Genomic DNA, 17,492 nt, shown 5'->3' with positions numbered 1-17,492 from the left:
GCCGGTAGCTTCAAGGTACTGGCCCGAACCCCCAAGTCAGGAGCAGCGACGACGTGATCACCGTCGAGCGCAAGGACAGCTTTCATCTCAAGATTTCTCGCGTACTACAGGAGGAGATCTCGCATCGCCTCGATGTCTTCCTTTTCGTGCCCGGGGAATTGGGGCTCAACGATCACATCATTTCCGAGGATGCGTTCTACCACAGAGCGATCCATGTCAAGCTCACCTACTACAGCGACAAGCACCACCTTCCGCTGGTCCTCAGTCGTCTCGCGAGTCGCGGCAAGCTCAGCAGTGAGCAGTACCGGCTGAGCTTGAGCCTGTATGCCTATCAGTATGTTGTCGCCCTGGAGCGTTCGATCCAGATGCTGCTGGACACGGCCAGGGAGGTGAAGGAGATCGAGCAGCGCCAGGGACATCGAGACGAAGAGCCGGAGGCCGCCGGGGATGTGGCCGCGACAAGCGGCGAATCGGAAGGCGAGGGAGGAACGGAGGAGGTCGCAACTCCAGCGATACGCCTGCAGGAGCAGCTCGAGGAATCCTGCGAGTTGGCCCAGGGCATACTGCGCCGGCTGCGCCGTAACCGACCGAGCGATGGCACGCTGCTCAAGTACTATGACAACATCGATAATTACCTGTCCTGGTTCACCGAGCAACGCCTGCTGGCGCTGGTGGCGAACCTGCCGAGGGGCAGGGTGTTTCGCGGTATTCGTGAGCGCCTGCTGGCCATCTGCGAGGCGGAGAATGAACACCGCAGGCAGGCGGAGTACAACTCCGAGCGGGTTACCCACGACCCCACGCGCATGTCCAACAAGATGCGTCTGCTGCACCGGCTCATTGAATACCCGGTGACACTCAAGCAGCGCAGCCAGGAACTGGGCATCGGCGAGCAGAAGGCGGTCAAGGCGCTGGCGACGGCGGTGGTGATGATCTTCGTATCGCTGGGGCTGCTCCAGGCACGGGACACCCTGGGAGACATCACGGCGCTGTTCGTGCTGGCCATGGCCGTGCTTTATGCCATGCGTGAGGTCTTCAAGGACGACCTGCGCAACACGTTATGGCGACTGTTGCGCAAGGGGCGCCCCAAGTGGCGGCGCCAGTACCTGGACGCGACCAGCAATGCGCTGGTTGGCCGCCAGCTCGAATGGTTCGATTACAAGCGTTTCAGCAAGCTCGATGAGCAGATCCAGCGGGTGCGCAAGCGCAACGTGGCCCAGCGCGAGGAGGTGGTGCTCCATTACCGCTCCAGTTCACGCATGTCGCCGACCCGCTTTCTCAGCGGCTATGAAAAGACACGCGAGACGCTGTCACTGGACCTCTCCTTGCTGACCCGGCTGATGGACAAGGGCTCCCACCACGTCTACCGCCAGAAGGACGGCCAGGTCTCCCGTGAGTCGGTGGAGAAGCGACACCTGCTCAACCTGGTCATCCGCGAAGAAGGTGGCAGCGACGAAGCGGTGATCCAGCGGTGGAAGATCGTCATGAGCCGGTCACGCATCGTCGACGTCGAAAAGGTGCACCAGGAAGGGGGCTGAGTAAGGGCGTTGGCTAAGGGCTTGTGAGAGGAGGCTTGTGAGGAGACTCTTGCTTCATATCAAGTCGGAAGAGCCGCGTGACTGCTAATGTCAACGATAAGCGTCAGTTTGTGAGTACCGCCAAGGCGGACTAGAGTCAAGCAGAGTCGCCTTCCATTGCCTTCCTGTTTCTTCCGGAGATGCCGCCATGCAAGCTGCTGATGTCATGACTTCCAAGGTCATCACCGTGTCGCCAGACGACGACGTTCGTGAAATTGCCCGGCTATTGCTCGAGAATAATATCAGTGCGCTACCGGTAGTGGATGCCGATCAGAAGGTATTGGGCATCGTCAGCGAAGGTGACCTGATGCGTCGGGTCGAGAACGGCACCGACCGGCGCAAGTCGTGGTGGTTGAAGTCGATCTTTGCCGGTGCCGACAACGCCAGTGACTACATCAAGTCCCACGCGCGCAAGGCTCATGAAATCATGACGCCCAACCCTATCACCATCGCCGAGGACGAGGCCCTGCACCGCGTTGCCAGGCTCCTGGAGAAGCACCATATCAAGCGGGTGCCCGTGCTTCGTGACGGCCGCCTGGTCGGCATCGTCAGCCGCGCCAATCTGCTGCGGGGGTTCTCTGCCCTTGCACCAAGCGCTGAAGCAACGGTCAGTACCGATGACCGCGAGATACGTGACGCCATCCTCAGGGAGGTCGAGGGTCACACCGGTGTCTGGGCGGATCGCATCAACATCATTGTCTCGGATGGGGTCGTACAGCTGTGGGGGCTGGTGGAAAGCCAGAACGAGAAACTGGCTGTCCAGGTGGCTGCCGAGAACACGGCGGGGGTGAAGTCGGTAGAAAATAACCTGGGCATGGTGCCGAGGGGTATGGGCGGCTACTGAGCGAAACGCGAATCACCGATGCGCTGGCCCAGGCGTTCAATATCCTGATCACCTGGCTCGGATTTCAGGCCCTGGCCTGACTCGAGCTGAAAGACAAGGGGCGGCCCTCTGGCCGCCCCTTGTCTCGTTTCTCGTTCGGCTCACGCCGCCTTTGTCAAGCGATCTGCTTGAGGGCAACCTCCAGGCTGGCCAGGCTGCGCTCGCGGTCATGCAGCTTGTCCAGGCCGAACAGGCCGATGCGGAAAGCCTGGTAATCATCGCCTTCATCGCACATCAGCGGCACGCCGCCGGCTACCTGGATGCCTGCAGCGGCAAACTTCCCGACAATACCCGAGTCGCGGGTGTAGCAGACCACCACGCCAGGTGCCTCGAACCCGGGGGCCGCCACGCTGTAATAGCCGTAGTCGGCGAGCATCGCGCGAACGGCCTTGCCCAGTGCCCATTGCTCCTCGCTGACCCTCTCGAAACCATAGGCAGCGGTCTCGTCCATGATGTCACGCAGCCGCGCCAGGCCGTCGGTGGGCATGGTGGCGTGATAGGCATGGCCGCCGCCTTCATAGGTTTCCATGATGTCCAGCCACTTGCGCAGGTCGCAGGCAAAGCTGGTGCTGACAGTGGATTCGATGCGTTTCCTGGCCAGCTCGGACAGCATCACCAGGCCGCAGCAGGGCACGCCGCTCCAGCCCTTCTGGGGAGCGCTGACAAGGACATCCACGCCGATCGCCTCCATGTCCACCCACAGGGTGCCGGAGGCGATGCAGTCCAGCACGAACAGGCCACCCTCCTCATGGACGGCGGCGGCGATCCGCTTGAGGTAGTCGTCCGGCAGGATGGTACCGGTCGATGTTTCGACATGAGGGGCAAAGACAACCTCCGGTCGCTCGGTCCTGATGGTGCGCTCCACCTCTTCGACAGGCGCCGGGGCGAAGGGGGAGAGCGAGTCTGATGGATCCAGGCGGCGAGCCTTGAGCACGGACGCCACCGCCGGGATGGCACCCATTTCGAGGATCTGGCTCCAGCGATAGCTGAATTGACCGTTGCGTACTATCAGGCAGGTCTTGTCGGTGGCGAATTGTCGGGCGACGGCTTCCATGCCGAAGGTGCCACTGCCGGGTACGATGACTGCGCTGCGGGCATTGTAGACTTGCTTGAGGGTGGCTGAAATGTCACGCATGACCCCCTGGAAGCGTTGGGACATATGGTTGAGCGAACGGTCGGTATAGACCACCGAGTATTCGAGCAGGCCATCGGGGTCGACGTCGGGCAGCAAGCCGGGCATTTCTTTCTCCCTGTGTACAGTAAGATCATGAACGGTATGCAGTTCAGAAAGGATATTCCCATTCATGCACCCGGACCAGTTCCCGGGAGCTGGCACGCCTTTCAAGCCAGGCGCGAGGCCGGATGAAGGCCAGGCGGAAACGCCGCCTGGCCCGGCCCATGACAAGGCTCAGGGATGGCAGAAATAGACTTTTGCCGGGGGGATGTTGATGGGTTCAAAGCCGCATTCCACGGCAGAGAAGATCTGGCGCAGAGCCGGCAGGACCTTGGGTGAGAACTGGTAGACCAGCATGGCCCCCTCCGGCATCAAGGCCTCCCGGCTACCCTGCAGGATGCGCTCCCTGCAGTCTGCCGGCATGGTGCTGAAGGGAATGCCCGCCACCACGTAGTCGGCCGCCGGGAGACCCAGCCGATCCAGCTCCGCCTGGATCGTCTCGGCGGAACCGGAAATCACCTGCAGTCGTGGATCGCTGATGGAACGCTGCAGGAAATCGACGAACTCGTCATTGGTTTCCAGCACCACCAGGGTGGCATCGGGATGCAGGCGGTCCAGGATCTCTCGCGTGATGGTTCCGACACCGGGCCCATATTCAACGATGACCCTGGCACTTTCCCAGTTGATCGGCTCGAGCAGCCGCCGTACCAGGAACGGAGAGCTGGGAATGATCGAGCCCAGCATCCGTGGGTGTTTGAAAAAATTCCGGGCAAAGAGCGATAGTTGGGCACGTCGCTCGGATCCTGCCATGACCGAGGGTCGGTCTTGCGCCGTCATGGGCTAGCCTCCTGCATTGTTGCTGAACATGCCTCCACTCTAGGCCAGCGAGCGTGACCGTGAAAGGGCTTTGATTTTTCTGTTGTCTTTTCTGCCAGGCCGAAGGCCGCTCCGATGCCGTGAAAGCGACGCATGATGACAGGAGGTCTGCACCACGTTGCGTTGAAAGAGGGCTGAAGGAGAATGTGGAATATACTTGACGACGGGCGCGTCGATGAATAGGTTGGAAACGTGGAAATTTTGAGTGAACGTCTTTGATTGTCGACGTCACTGCACCCACCTAATAGACACGGGTGAAACGATGCCTCATGACACGACAAGCAAACCGAGTGCCCACCCATCGACACCCTTGATTCGCTTCGATGCCGTACAGAAAACCTTCGATGGCGAGAACCTGGTGGTGAAGGATCTCAACCTCACCATCCACAAAGGGGAATTCGTTACCTTGCTGGGTCCATCCGGTTCCGGCAAGACAACCTGCCTGATGATGCTTGCCGGCTTCGAGGTCCCTACCAACGGTGACATCTTCCTGGGCAACCAGCGACTCAACAGCGTACCTCCGCACAAGCGCAACTTCGGCATGGTGTTTCAGAACTATGCGCTCTTTCCGCATATGACGGTCGAGGAGAATATCCGCTATCCGCTGAAGACCCGCAAGATGCCGGCGGCAGAGGCCGACCGGAAGGTGGCCGATATCCTGGGCATGATCAAGCTGGGCGAGTTTGCCAAACGTCGTCCCACACAGCTCTCGGGAGGGCAGCAACAGCGCGTGGCGCTGGCCCGCGCTCTGGTCTTCGAGCCGCAGTTGATCCTCATGGACGAGCCTCTGGGCGCCCTTGACAAGCAATTGCGTGAACACATGCAACTGGAGATCAAGCAGCTTCACGAGCAACTGGGCCTGACCGTGGTCTTCGTCACCCATGACCAGAGCGAAGCATTGACGATGTCCGACCGGGTGGCGGTCTTCAACGACGGCGTCATACAGCAGATCGATACGCCCAGTCGCCTCTACGAGCATCCAGCGAACGCCTTCGTCGCACAGTTCATCGGCGAGAACAACACCCTATCGGGCACGATCGAATCCGTGGAAGGCCGGCAGTGTCGGGTCAGCTTCGGTGAAGGGTTGCGCACGGGGGCGCTCATCGGCCCGAACCTGGGCGCAGGCGACGCGACGCGCCTGTCGATCCGGCCCGAACGGGTCAAGCTCAACGGCTCGGCCAGGGCGCTACCCAATCGGCTGCAGGCACGGGTCAGGGAGTTCATCTACCTGGGTGACCACCTGCGCGTGCGCTGTGAGCTGGCCGGCAACGACGATTTCGTGGCACGTGTCCCCGTGGATGATTTCTCGAGCGGCATGCAGCCAGGTGATGTCATCGAGCTTGGCTGGCGAGATGAGGACGTCCGGGCGCTGAACGCCTCCTGACGTTGGAGCCCCCACGGCGGTGGTAACGGCAACAGTCATCCACACGGCAACAACAACAGCATCAACTGTTCACATCAGTAACAACTCAGTAACAACAATGGAAAGGTCGTCCGCGACCAGGAGAATGATATGACCCACAACCGCTTTCCTCTTTCTCGCCTTGGCCGTGGCGTCGCTGCCAGTGGCCTGTGTGCCCTTGGGCTGGCCGTGTCCACCAGTGCCCAGGCGCTGACCGTCATCTCCTTCGGCGGGGCGTCGGGGGATGCCATGCAGAAGGCTTACTATGGCCCCTTTGCGGAGAGCGCCGGGGTCAACGTTACGCCCGGGGACTACAACGGTGAGCTGTCGCGAATCCGTGCCATGGTAGAGACGGGCAACGTCAGCTGGGACCTGGTGGAGATGGAATCCCCGGAGCTGGTTCGTGGTTGCTTCGAGGGTCTGTTCGAACCCATCGACTGGGGACGGCTGGGCCTGGGGGGCGTCTTGATCGATGCGGCGTTCGATGAGTGCGGCGTGGGTACCTTCGTCTGGTCCACGGTGTTGGCCTACGATGCCGACGCGCTGGACACACCGCCGACCTCCTGGGCCGATTTCTGGGACGTGGAGCAGTTTCCCGGCACCCGTGGCTTGCGTCGTGGGGCCAAGTACACCCTGGAATTCGCGCTGATGGCCGATGGCGTGCCTGCCGACGAGATCTATCAGGTGCTCGAGTCGCCCGAGGGTGTCGACCGGGCGTTTGCCAAGCTCGACGAAATCAAGGAGCACATCCAGTGGTGGGAGGCGGGAGCCCAGCCGCCTCAGTGGCTGGTTTCCGGCGACGTGGTGATGACCTCTTCCTACAATGGTCGCATCGCCGCCGCCCAGGAAGAGGGCAGCAACCTGGAAATCGTCTGGAACGAGAGCATCTACGACCTGGACTACTGGGCCATCGTTTCCGGTAGCGACCATGTCGACGAGGCCTATGATTTCATCGCCTTCGCCAGCCAGCCCGACACCCAGGCCGCCTATTCCAGCGAGATCCCCTACGGGCCGGTACATCCAGACGCCATCGCTCGGCTCGATGATGAGCAGGCGCGGCGCATGCCCACTCATGAAGAAAACATGGAAGGCGCTCTGGCCGTGGATACCGCCTTCTGGGTCGACTACGGCGAGGACCTGGAGCAGCGCTTCAACGCTTGGGCGGCACGCTGATCCATGAGCCTGGCGGTGGCCATCAGGGCCGCCGCCCCTTTCCCTGTGGTGCCAGGGCCTGGTCCTGGCGTGCCACGCTTCGTCGACGGGGGGCCTATCCATGTCCACGGCAGCATCGAGTTCCGAGGCCGGGCCTGCCGGTAGCCTGAAGGCTCAACTGCGCCGCGCCGAGCGGTTGCGCAAGCTGAAGGCATTCGGTCTGGTCGCACCGCTGGCACTGTTCCTGATCATCGTCTTCGTCGTGCCCATCGGCAGCATGCTGTGGCGCAGCGTCGATAACACCGAGCTCGAATCCGTCATGCCACTGACCACGGCCGGGCTGCAGCAATGGGATGGCATGGGTCTTCCCGATGAGGCGACCGTGGGCGTCTTCGTCGAAGAGCTTCGAGATTCCCGGCAGGGTGGCGGTCTGGGACGCATCAGCCGCCGGCTCAATTATGAAGACAGCGGCTATCGTGGCCTGTTGATGCGAACGCTGCGTGGCCTGCCGTCCGTCAGTGCCGAAAGCGGCGGCGACTGGACCCAGACGCTGGTCGATATTGACGCCGCCTGGGGAGAGACCTCCACATGGCTGGGCATTCAGCGGGCTGCGCCAGCGACCACGGATCGATATCTCCTGGCGTCTGTCGATCTCGAACGTGATGACACCGGCCAGATTCAGCGTGTCAGTGAGGGCGAGCGTCTCTACCAGGCCGTTTTCCAGCGTACCCTGGTGATCGCTGGAGGCGTCACCCTGATCTGCCTGGCGCTGGGCTTCCCGCTCGCCTACCTGTTGGCCACCCTGCCGGCCAGGACCAGCAACCTGCTGCTGATCCTCGTCCTGCTACCGTTCTGGACATCGCTGCTGGTCCGTACCGCGGCCTGGATCATCCTGTTGCAGTCCAATGGCTTGGTGAACCAGAGCCTGATGGCCTCGGGACTGATCGATTCACCCATGCAACTCGTGTTCAATCGCATCGGAGTGTTCTTCGCCATGGTGCACATCCTGCTGCCGTTCATGGTGTTGCCGCTCTACAGCGTCATGAAGGGTATTTCGCCCAGCTACCAGCGTGCCGCCGTGTCACTGGGGGCACATCCCTTCGCCGCCTTCTGGCAGGTCTATGTTCCCCAGACGGTTTCCGGTATCGCCGCGGGCACCATCCTGGTGTTCATCATGGCACTGGGCTATTACATCACCCCGGCACTGGTGGGCGGACCGGCCGATCAGATGGTCAGCTACTACGTGGCCTACTACACCAACAGTACCAATAACTGGGGAATGGCAGCGGCCCTTGGCAGCATCCTGCTGGTGGTCACACTGATGCTTTACCTGGTCTATCACCGCCTGGTGAACCGCAAACAGTTGATCAGAAATTGAACCGTTCAGGAGAAGCACGATGGCACTGCCTCCCTATGCATCGCCGATAGAAAAGGTCTGGTTCTGGGTGTTTCGCGGCGTCTGCGGGCTGGTCCTGCTGTTCCTGATCGCGCCGGTGCTGGTGATCATTCCCCTGTCGTTCAGCAGCAGTTCCTTCCTGACCTATCCGCTGCCGGGCTTCTCGCTGCGCTGGTATGAGGCGATCTTCAGCTCGGGTCCCTGGATGAACTCGCTCAAGAACAGCCTGATCGTGGCTCCGCTGGCAACCCTGCTGGCGATGACCTTCGGTACCTTGGCGGCGGTGGGGCTCAACCGTGCCGACTTTCCTGGCAAGGGGCTGATCATTGCGCTGCTGATCTCTCCCATGGTGGTGCCGCTGGTGATCGTAGCCGTGGGGATGTATTTCTTCTTCGCTCAGGTGGGCCTGCTCAACTCCTATGCCGGCCTGGTACTGGCCCACACCGTACTGGGGGTGCCCTTCGTGGTGATCACCGTGAATGCCACGCTGCAGGGCTTCGACTTCAATCAGGTGCGCGCCGGTGCCAGCCTCGGGGCCAACCCTCTGCGCGTCTTCTTCACCGTGGTGCTGCCGCAGATCGTCCCCGGGGTGGTCTCCGGCGGGCTGTTTGCCTTTGCCACGTCGTTCGACGAGGTGGTCGTGGCACTCTTCATCGCCAGCCCCACCGAACGGACCCTGCCGATCCAGATGTTCTCCGGCATTCGCGAGAACATCAGCCCGGCCATCGCCGCCATGGCTACCATCCTGATCCTGCTGTCGACCCTGATGCTGATCACCATGGAGCTGCTGCGCCGGCGCAGCGAGCGGCTGAAAGGCGCCTTATGACAGCCTGGCTTATCGATGCCGGCGATGTACCGGTTAGCGGATCTCCGTCTTGTAGCTGAAGCGATCGGCTCGACCCTTGGTTGTGCGCACTTCCACGATGCGGTCACCGGTGGTGTAGGTCACCCGCTTGAGCACCACCACCGGTGTTCCCGGCTTGATGCCGATCATCGTGGCAGTGGTGTCATCGGCGGCATCGGCTGTCAGGGTTTCCTGGGCCCGCACCACCGGTACGCCGTACCGATTGAGCACCATGGCATAGAGGAAATCCGGGATGTAGATGCTCTCGTCCTCCAGCCCCGGTACCACGGTGGCCGGCCACCAGGAATATTCGACCAGGATGGGCTGCTCGCCGATCAAGCCCACCCGCTCGATATAGATGAGTTCCGACCCCGGCTCTACCCCAAGCCGCTTGCAGATATCCGCTGGACCGGCCTGACGCCGGCGGGCTGTGGTCTTCTTGCGGATGCGGATCGAGCGGCCTTCCGCATCCCCATAGGAGAAGAACTGGAACAGGCTTTTTTCGAAGTCGACTCTGGAGACGTAGGTTCCCTTTCCCTGATGCCTGAAGAGCAATTTCTCCCAGACCAGGTTCGTAATGGCTTTCTTGACCGTCCCGGGACTCACTCCCAGAGCTTTCGCCAGCTGTGATTCAGATGGAATCAGGTCCCCGGGAACCAGTTGTCCGGTATTTATCAAGGTGCGAATGTGGTCCTCGACCACTCGATAGAGCGGCTTGCCCCTGGCCGCCTCCAGCGGCGTTACAGTAAACAGGCTCAGCCTATCGACTTCTGCTTCCATCTCCACAGCGCTTCCCCCAGTTTTGCATCCCAGTGCATTGATCTACGGTTCCCGCCACTGCTGATTTTTCCCTCTGCATTGGGAGAATATTTTATTGACAGATACTGTACAAAACAGATCCCTTTGCAATTATTGTCAAATTTCGACGGGTCCCTCAACCACCGGTTCAAACGCGCTTCGCAGCTGTTCGAGCCAGTTTGTTTTTCCATTCGTATTCCTGCCGCTACCACGCCTTGCCGGCCCAGACGGGCGCTTGCCAATGTTGTATACGAAGTTCGTGTTCCTTTTGCGCGATATCGGCTCGTCTGAGCCCCTACCGCGCAATTGTCAATAAATTATCATTATTATCAATGGATTACATTGAATCCAGGATTCCTTCCTGCTTCCCTGACGCTGCCTTCCTCCGGCATGCCTTCGCGATTTGACAGCCTCTGACGTCTAGTCTAATACGTTAGGTAGGTTATGTATATGACCTGGGCACAAGCGGACCCCATAACAAACAAGCGGTCCCTCATATAACAAGTAATGCCCGACGGAGCTTGGGCCTGCCAGCGGAGGAAAAGACCCGTGGAGTTATTCCAATATTTACCCGAGGTTCTGAGCGGCTGGAATCTGGTGATTCTCATCGTCGGAACCGTAGTGGGGCTGCTGTTGGGGGCGACCCCCGGTCTCAGTCCCACGATGGCGGTTGCCCTGCTTATCCCCTTTACCTTTCAGATGGATACCTCTTCGGGCCTGATCCTGCTCGGCGTGATCTATACCGCCACGGTGGCGGGCGGTGCGGTGACCGCCATCCTGGTCAATATCCCCGGGTCGCCGGCCAACATCGCGACGATGCTCGACGGCCACCCGATGGCCAAGAGTGGCCGCGCCACGGAGGCGTTGCATTACTGCTTCATCAGCTCAGGGATCGGCGGTGTGATCGGGGTGCTGGTTCTGATCTTCTTTACACCGTTGCTGGCCGACTTCGCCTTGGGTTTCGGACCCTCGGAACTGTTCTGGATCGCCATCCTGGGCATCACCGTCATCGGATCGCTAGGCGGCACAACGGTGCTCAAGGGGCTGCTGGCCGGTGCCGTCGGCATCTGGATATCGCTGATTGGTTTCAATCCGGTGGCGGGGACCGAGCGGTTCATGTTCACCGATCATCTACAGGGCGGCGTGACCATCATCCCCGCGTTAATCGGTCTTTTCGCGATACCGCAGGTCTTCCAGATGGTCGAAGATGCCAGGCGCGGTCGCGGCGGGAAGACCTTCGGCATGGAGCATCGCCCACTCTGGGCCTCGATCGTCTACAACCTGTCGAGGGTTCGCGCCTTGGGCATCGGTAGCGTGGTCGGGGTGCTGGTGGGTCTGATTCCCGGCGCTGGCGGGCAGATCGCCGGCCTGATTGCCTACGACCAGAACAAGAAGTTCAGCCGCAACCCCGAGGCCTACGGCAAGGGGGAGCCTGATGGGGTGATTGCTTCGGAGACCTCGAACAGCTCCATGGTCGGGGCGTCCCTGGTACCCATGCTGTCGCTTGGTATTCCCGGCAGTCCCACAGCCGCCGTGCTGTTGGGTGGGTTGCTGATCCAGGGCCTGTTTCCCGGTCCGGACCTGTTTACCCAGCACGCCTCGGTTGCATGGACCTTCATGGGTGCCCTGCTGGTCAGCCAGGTGTTGATGATGGTGTTCGGTCTCTATATCAGCCGGTTCAGCAGGTACGTGATCCAGATACCCAAGCAACACATGGCGGCAGCCGTGGCCATCCTGGCGGTGTTCGGCACCTATAGCGTTCAGAACAGCACTTCCGACGTGATCATCATGATGACCATGGGCTGTGCCATGTACTTCGCCATGCGTTTCGGTTTCGGCCCTGGCCCGGTGGTACTCGGCATCATCCTCGGTCCGATCGCGGAAACCAATCTGCTGCAGGGTCAGATGCTCGGCCAGGCAATGGACGGCACCTTCCAGTATTTCTTCACCGGGGGCGTCAATCTGTTGTTGATCTTCCTCTGTGTGCTGTCGATCGGCTATAGCGTCGCAGCGGAATTCAAGGTGCGCGCGCGCCAACGTCGCCAGTCGACCGGACGGACCGTGGAGGTGGAATCATGATGAGTCATCGCAAGCATCGCTTTACCGCCCTGGCGACTCTGCTGATGGCCATGGGCCTGGCGGCCGCCTCGTTCATGCCCAACTTGCCGGGCTACGAGTTCCCGCAGATGACCGCCCTGGTGGCCGTGGGGATTGCGGCGATCATGGTGCTGCTGGCCTGGGTCCCGAAGCAGCCGGTCACCGCAGCCGATGAAGAGCCGATCCCGTGGGGCGGCATCTGGCCGCTGATACTGATTCTCGCCGGCTTTCTGTGGGTCATGGAATGGTTGGGATTCTTTGCGACCTCCTACATCGCTTTCTTCCTGATCATTCTGATCTACTCCCCGCAACGCATCAGCTTGCGCGGAGCCATCAAAGGCGCCGTCATCACGGGCCTTTTCCTAGGAGTGTTGTATCTCATATTTGTCGCTTTGCTCCGAGTTCAGGTCCCCCAGGGGATCTTGATCTAAACACCGCACGACATAACAACTCCCCAGAACGAAGGAGACGTAACATGAACAACAAACGCCTGCTCCAAGACAAGACGCTGTTGGCCGGAATCGTGACGGGGGCCATGCTCGCCGTCAGTGGTTCCGCTCTGGCGGACTATCCCAGCAACCCCATCAACGTCATCGTGTCCTACTCGGCCGGTGGCGCCACCGACTTCCAGGCCCGTATCGCGACGTCGAAGTCAGAGACCTACTTCGGCGAGCCGATGGTCATCGTCAACCGGCCGGGTGCCGGTGGCCAGGTGGGCTGGAATTATCTGGTCCAGAACAGCCGGGACGAGGGCTACGATATCGCTGCTTACAACGTGCCGCACTTCATTGCGCAATCGCTGATGTACGACACGCACTACGATATCGACAACCTGGAGCCCATCGCCAACTGGGGGGTGGACCCGGCCGTTCTCATCGTCGGTCGCGATAGCCCGTTCGATACCATCGACGACCTGGTCGAATATGCCAGGGAGAACCCCGGGCGCGTTACCGTATCCGGCGCCGGCCTGTTCGTCGGCCACCATATCGCAACGGTACAGCTGGAGAACGAGGCGGGAATCGAGCTCAAGTACTTGCCCACCGATGGCGGGGTCGATGCCTTGCGCTTTGTCCAGGGTGGGCAGGTCATGGCCGGCTTCAATAACCTCTCGGACGCCTACCGAAGCCAGGATCGCGTGAAGATTCTGGGGATCGCCGATCTGGAGCGAGATGAGGAGTTTCTGCCCGACGTACCCACCTTCAAGGAGGCGGGCTACGACATCGATGACTCCAGCGTCAACTACCGTGGCCTGATGACGCGCTCCGGTGTCTCCGAGGAGAGACTGAAGATCCTCTCCGAAGGCGCTGTCGAGATGTTCAATGACGAGGAGGTCCAGGCACAGCTGAAGGCGGGCGGCTCGCCCATGCGTGTCATGGGCCGCGAGGAGCTCAAGGAGATGTGGCAAGAGCGTCAGGCCTACCTCGAGGAGCTGTTCGCCAGCCTCGATCCCGAAGAGCTGGAAGAGTTGGCCGAGGAAGACTGATCGCGGGGATGCGACCCCCGGCAACCCGGTGGGATGCCGCAGCCGAGCCGCTGCGGCATCCCCGGCAACATTGAAGCCCGCAGGCAAGTGTGTCTCGCATCGGTTCATGTCTCACGAAGAGATGCGCAGGACACCAATGTGTACCAACTCATGTATCTAAGATGCTTGAATCGTCCGATAATGGAGCAACGGTTATGGTGAGCAGCACACAAGTGAGTCAACTGAAGGACACGTCCGACGCCCGGGCCGCCGTGGCCTCGCTGGTGGCACGTGCCCGTATGGCCCAGGCCGAATATGAGCATTATGGCCAGCGGCAGGTGGATGAGGTCGTGACGGCTGTCGCCTGGGCCCTGGTACAGCCCGAGCGCAATCGCCAGCTCTCCGAGCTCGCGGTCGAGACCACCGGGTTGGGCAACGTCGAGGACAAGATCACCAAGAATCGCCGCAAGACCATGGGGCTGCTGCGGGATCTCGAGCAGGCGAAGAGTGTCGGTGTCATCCGGGAGCTGCCCGAGCTCGGCCTGGTGGAAATCGCCCGCCCGGTCGGCGTGGTCGGCGCCGTGGTTCCGTCGACCAACCCCGCGGCCACCCCAGCCAACAAGACGATCAATGCCTTGAAGGGGCGCAACGCGATTATTCTGGCACCATCGCCCAAGGGGCAGGCGGCATGCACCCTGCTGCTGGAGTTCATGCATGCCGAGCTCGACCGGGTCGGTGCCCCGCGGGACCTGGTGCAGCAGCTGCCGATCCCGGTCAGCAAGGCGACCACCTACGAGCTGATGAACCAGGTGGATCTGGTGGTGGTCACCGGTTCGCAGAACAATGTCAGGTCTGCCTATTCCAGCGGTACCCCGGCCGTTGGCGTGGGGGCGGGCAACGTACCGGTCATCATCGACGAGTCCGCCGAGCTCGACGATGCGGCGCGCAAGATCACCGCTTCCAAGACCTTCGATAACGCGACCAGCTGCTCGTCGGAGAACAGCCTGGTCATACTCGATGCCGTCTACGAGTCGGCCATCGCGGCCCTCGAACGTAGTGGCGGAGTCATGCTGACCGCAGCGGAAAAGCAGCAGCTCGAAGCGGCCATGTGGGAGGATGGCAGCCTGAGCCGCCACATCATCGCCCGCGCCGCGCCCGATATTGCGCGGCGTGCCGGGCTGACCCGCTCCGAGCTTCAGTCGGCCTCCTTCTTCATGGTCGAGGAGCAGCACGTCGGCAAGGAGTATCCCTTCTCGGGTGAGAAGCTCTCCCCGGTACTGGCCATCTACCGTGCAAGGGACTTCGAGGCGGCCTTCGAGCAGACCCGCTGCCTGCTGGACCATCAAGGCAAGGGCCACTCCTGTGGCATTCATACCCGGAACGAGGCAAACATCCGCAGGTTGGGGCTGGAGATGCCCGTCTGCCGCGTGATCGTGAACCAGGCACACGCCTTCGCCAACGGTGGAAACTTCGACAACGGCCTACCGTTCTCCCTCTCCATGGGCTGTGGCACCTGGGGGCAGAACAGCATCTCCGACAACATGAACTATCGCCATTATCTCAATATCACCCGTATTGCGCGCACGATTCCACCCAGCGAACCCACGATGGACGACCTCTTCGGCGCCTACCTGCAAAAGCACGGCCTTGCCGATTCCTGACGTTAACCAAGGGCAAGGAATGGGAGTATTTCAATGACGGTTCTCAATCTGATCAATTCGCTGGCCACCGACTGCAGGGACAAGACGTTTCTGATCGCTCCGGAAAGTGGCGAAGAGCTGACGTTCGCGCAGCTTCGGGACAAGGTGGCGCTGGTGTCGGCCCAGCTCGACGCCATGGGCAGCAGGAGGGGGGAGCATGTCGCCATGCTCATGGATAACGGCCTGTGGACGGCGATTCTGCTGTTGGCCGTGATGGCTAGCGGGCGAGTCGCGGTACCGCTCAATGCCATCGCCGGTGATGGTCAGCTCGAGTATGTGCTGGATCATTGTGACGCCAGCATACTGTTTGCTTCGGGGGAGCACGAGGAGCGGGCGAGCCGGCTCGCTGACAGGGTCCGGCGACCGGTAAGCGTGATACCCGCCTGCCCCGACCAGGGGCCGCAATGGCCGACAGTGGGGCTGGTCGAGGTGGTGCAGCTCGAGCCTCTCGAGCCCGAGGCCAATGCCTTGCTGATGTATACCTCGGGGACCACGGGCAAGCCCAAGGGGGTGCTGCTTACCCACCGCAGCGTGATCGCGGGCGGCAAGAATACGGTCGAAGCGCATGCGCTCTCGTCCGAGGACCGCGCGCTGTGCGTTCTGCCGCTGTATCACATCAATGCCGAGATCGTCACCGTCATTGCTCCGCTGATCAGCGGCGGCAGCGTCGTCATGCCGCATCGCTTCAGCACGCGTGCTTTCTGGAACTGGATCCGCGATTACCAATGCACCTGGTTCAGCGTGGTACCCACCATCGTCGCCTATCTCCAGGAACACGGCGACACTCAGGAGACCAGCGTTCGCGCCAATCCCGACTATGCGCGGCTTCGCTTCGGGCGCTCGGCATCGTCGGCGCTGCCGGCTTCCAGCCACAAGGCCTTCGAGAAAGAGTTCGGCATCCCGCTGATAGAGACCATGGGTCTGACCGAGACGGCCGCTCAGATTCTCTCCAACCCGCTTCCACCGTTTCAGGCGCAGTATGGCTCGCCCGGCATCGCCTATCGCAACGAGGTCAAGGTGGTGGCGAGTAGCGGCGAGGAAGCGCCGCGCGGAGTGATCGGTGAGCTCATGGTACGCGGCGACAATGTCATGAAGGAGTACTACAAGAATCCCGAGGCGACGGCCGAAACCCTGACGAGCAACGGATGGTTACGCACCGGGGACCTAGGCTATCAGGATGAGGATGGCTTCTTTTATATCACGGGGCGCCTCAAGGAGCTCATCATCAAGGGTGGCGAGAACATCGCCCCGCGCGAGATCGACGATGCGCTGCTGAAACACCCTGCGGTGCTCGAGGCCGCCGCTTATGCGCAGGAGGATGAGACGTATGGCCAGCAGATCATGGCCTGCGTCGTATTCAAGAACGGCAAGCAGGCGAGCGAAACCGAGCTGCGGGAGTTTTGCGGCAAGGAGGTCGGCAAGTTCAAGACGCCCAGCAGCATCCACTCCGTTCAATGGCTGCCCAGGGGGCCTTCCGGCAAGGTGCAGAGATTGAAGATCGCCGACATGCTCGATGAACTGGCCGAAGAGCAGCAAATGGCGAGTCGTGCCTAGCGGTCCTCCCGTCAGAACGAAGCGCAACCTGGTTCCGGGGAGTCCGGCTCCCCGGAGCTTCTGGAGAAAGTGCCATGTCATTCAAGATTGAACGAATCCTCTATGCCACCGATCTCGGTCCGCGGGGACCCGATGTCTTTCGCTGCGCTGCGAGCGTTGCCGAACGGTACGGTGCGGATATCCACATCGTTCACGTGATCGAGGAGCCCTCCATCATTCGCAACAATATCGCCGAGCGTTACATTTCCGGCTCGGTAATGGGGGGGTATCGGGAATCCACGTTCGAGGAGGCGATCGACGAAATAAAGCGACGCCTTGAACAGTTTACCCGCTCCACCCTGGAGTCGGAGGAAGCGGTGCATGCCAGGGTGGCGGAGATCCGTGTGCTGACCGGCCGGCCGGGACGGACCATCCTGGAGGAGGCCGACCGCATCGATGCGGACTGCATCGTCCTGGGCTCGCGTCGTTATTCGGGGGTCAACGACATGATCATCGGCTCGGTGGCGAGAAAGGTGACGCTCAAGTCACGGCGTCCCGTGTTCCTGTTTCCCGTGTGATGCACTCGCCCACGGCGGGCCTG

15 protein-coding genes are annotated in these 17,492 nt (G+C 61.1%); 12 read left to right on the top strand and 3 right to left on the bottom strand.

The features are described 5' to 3' along the window. The first annotated feature begins 53 nt into the window (after positions 1–53). Together C1H69_RS21050 and C1H69_RS21045 are read left to right on the top strand one after the other, a co-directional pair. Complete coding sequence (locus C1H69_RS21050) at positions 54–1,535, top strand: hypothetical protein (RefSeq protein WP_102655346.1); 1,482 nt, start codon at positions 54–56, stop codon at positions 1,533–1,535. 187 nt (positions 1,536–1,722) lie between these two features. Then, complete coding sequence (locus C1H69_RS21045) at positions 1,723–2,418, top strand: CBS domain-containing protein (RefSeq protein ID WP_102655345.1); 696 nt, start codon at positions 1,723–1,725, stop codon at positions 2,416–2,418. A gap of 154 nt (positions 2,419–2,572) precedes the next feature. Here C1H69_RS21045 and C1H69_RS21040 read toward each other — a convergent pair whose 3' ends face one another. Next, entirely contained in the window at positions 2,573–3,697 is a 1,125-nt protein-coding gene (locus tag C1H69_RS21040; RefSeq protein ID WP_102655344.1) for an aminotransferase class V-fold PLP-dependent enzyme, read from the bottom strand. Positions 3,698–3,865: 168 nt separating this feature from the next. Continuing rightward, positions 3,866–4,468 carry a class I SAM-dependent methyltransferase gene (locus C1H69_RS21035; RefSeq protein ID WP_102655343.1) on the bottom strand — a complete coding sequence of 201 codons (603 nt, stop codon included), beginning with the start codon at positions 4,466–4,468 and terminating at the stop codon, positions 3,866–3,868. 301 nt (positions 4,469–4,769) lie between these two features. On the opposite strand from C1H69_RS21035, the gene C1H69_RS21030 reads away from it, so the two are divergent. The 4 genes from C1H69_RS21030 to C1H69_RS21015 all read left to right on the top strand — a co-directional run bounded on the left by C1H69_RS21030 (position 4,770) and on the right by C1H69_RS21015 (position 9,283). Next, positions 4,770–5,891 carry an ABC transporter ATP-binding protein gene (locus C1H69_RS21030; protein WP_102655342.1) on the top strand — a complete coding sequence of 374 codons (1,122 nt, stop codon included), beginning with the start codon at positions 4,770–4,772 and terminating at the stop codon, positions 5,889–5,891. A gap of 129 nt (positions 5,892–6,020) precedes the next feature. Further along, positions 6,021–7,082: a polyamine ABC transporter substrate-binding protein gene (locus C1H69_RS21025; protein WP_102655341.1), complete on the top strand. Its 1,062-nt coding sequence runs from the start codon at positions 6,021–6,023 to the stop codon at positions 7,080–7,082. Between the two features lie 100 nt (positions 7,083–7,182). Next, positions 7,183–8,439, top strand: coding sequence for an ABC transporter permease (locus C1H69_RS21020; RefSeq protein ID WP_102655340.1), 1,257 nt, complete (start codon positions 7,183–7,185; stop codon positions 8,437–8,439). Positions 8,440–8,458: 19 nt separating this feature from the next. Next, entirely contained in the window at positions 8,459–9,283 is an 825-nt protein-coding gene (locus C1H69_RS21015) for an ABC transporter permease (RefSeq protein ID WP_102655339.1), read from the top strand. A 33-nt stretch (positions 9,284–9,316) separates the two neighbouring features. Here the strand turns inward: C1H69_RS21015 and C1H69_RS21010 are convergent, their stop codons facing one another. Next, on the bottom strand, positions 9,317–10,081 hold the full coding sequence (locus tag C1H69_RS21010) for a GntR family transcriptional regulator (protein WP_102655338.1): 765 nt from the start codon (positions 10,079–10,081) through the stop codon (positions 9,317–9,319). A 567-nt stretch (positions 10,082–10,648) separates the two neighbouring features. Here C1H69_RS21010 and C1H69_RS21005 point away from each other — a divergent pair. From C1H69_RS21005 to C1H69_RS20980, 6 genes are all read left to right on the top strand, one after another. Beyond that, complete coding sequence (locus C1H69_RS21005; RefSeq protein ID WP_205738577.1) at positions 10,649–12,178, top strand: tripartite tricarboxylate transporter permease; 1,530 nt, start codon at positions 10,649–10,651, stop codon at positions 12,176–12,178. Next, positions 12,175–12,627, top strand: a complete 453-nt coding sequence (locus C1H69_RS21000; protein WP_102655336.1) for a tripartite tricarboxylate transporter TctB family protein — start codon at positions 12,175–12,177, stop codon at positions 12,625–12,627. The genes C1H69_RS21005 and C1H69_RS21000 overlap by 4 nt, the downstream gene beginning before the upstream one ends. A 44-nt stretch (positions 12,628–12,671) precedes the next feature. Beyond that, a complete protein-coding gene (locus C1H69_RS20995) occupies positions 12,672–13,679 on the top strand; it encodes a Bug family tripartite tricarboxylate transporter substrate binding protein (RefSeq protein WP_102655335.1) in 1,008 nt (335 codons plus the stop codon). 212 nt (positions 13,680–13,891) lie between these two features. Further along, positions 13,892–15,319 carry an acylating sulfoacetaldehyde dehydrogenase gene (gene sauS / locus C1H69_RS20990; RefSeq protein ID WP_205738576.1) on the top strand — a complete coding sequence of 476 codons (1,428 nt, stop codon included), beginning with the start codon at positions 13,892–13,894 and terminating at the stop codon, positions 15,317–15,319. Positions 15,320–15,352: 33 nt separating this feature from the next. After that, positions 15,353–16,912: an AMP-binding protein gene (locus C1H69_RS20985; protein WP_102655333.1), complete on the top strand. Its 1,560-nt coding sequence runs from the start codon at positions 15,353–15,355 to the stop codon at positions 16,910–16,912. 74 nt (positions 16,913–16,986) lie between these two features. Next, positions 16,987–17,469, top strand: coding sequence for a universal stress protein (locus C1H69_RS20980; protein ID WP_102655332.1), 483 nt, complete (start codon positions 16,987–16,989; stop codon positions 17,467–17,469). The last annotated feature ends 23 nt before the right edge of the window (positions 17,470–17,492 follow it).

This window comes from Billgrantia endophytica, assembly GCF_002879615.1.
GTDB classification, from domain to species: domain Bacteria; phylum Pseudomonadota; class Gammaproteobacteria; order Pseudomonadales; family Halomonadaceae; genus Halomonas; species Halomonas endophytica.
The sequence above is the reverse complement of the archived record's forward strand: the minus strand, read 5'-3'. Positions and strand labels throughout refer to the sequence as shown.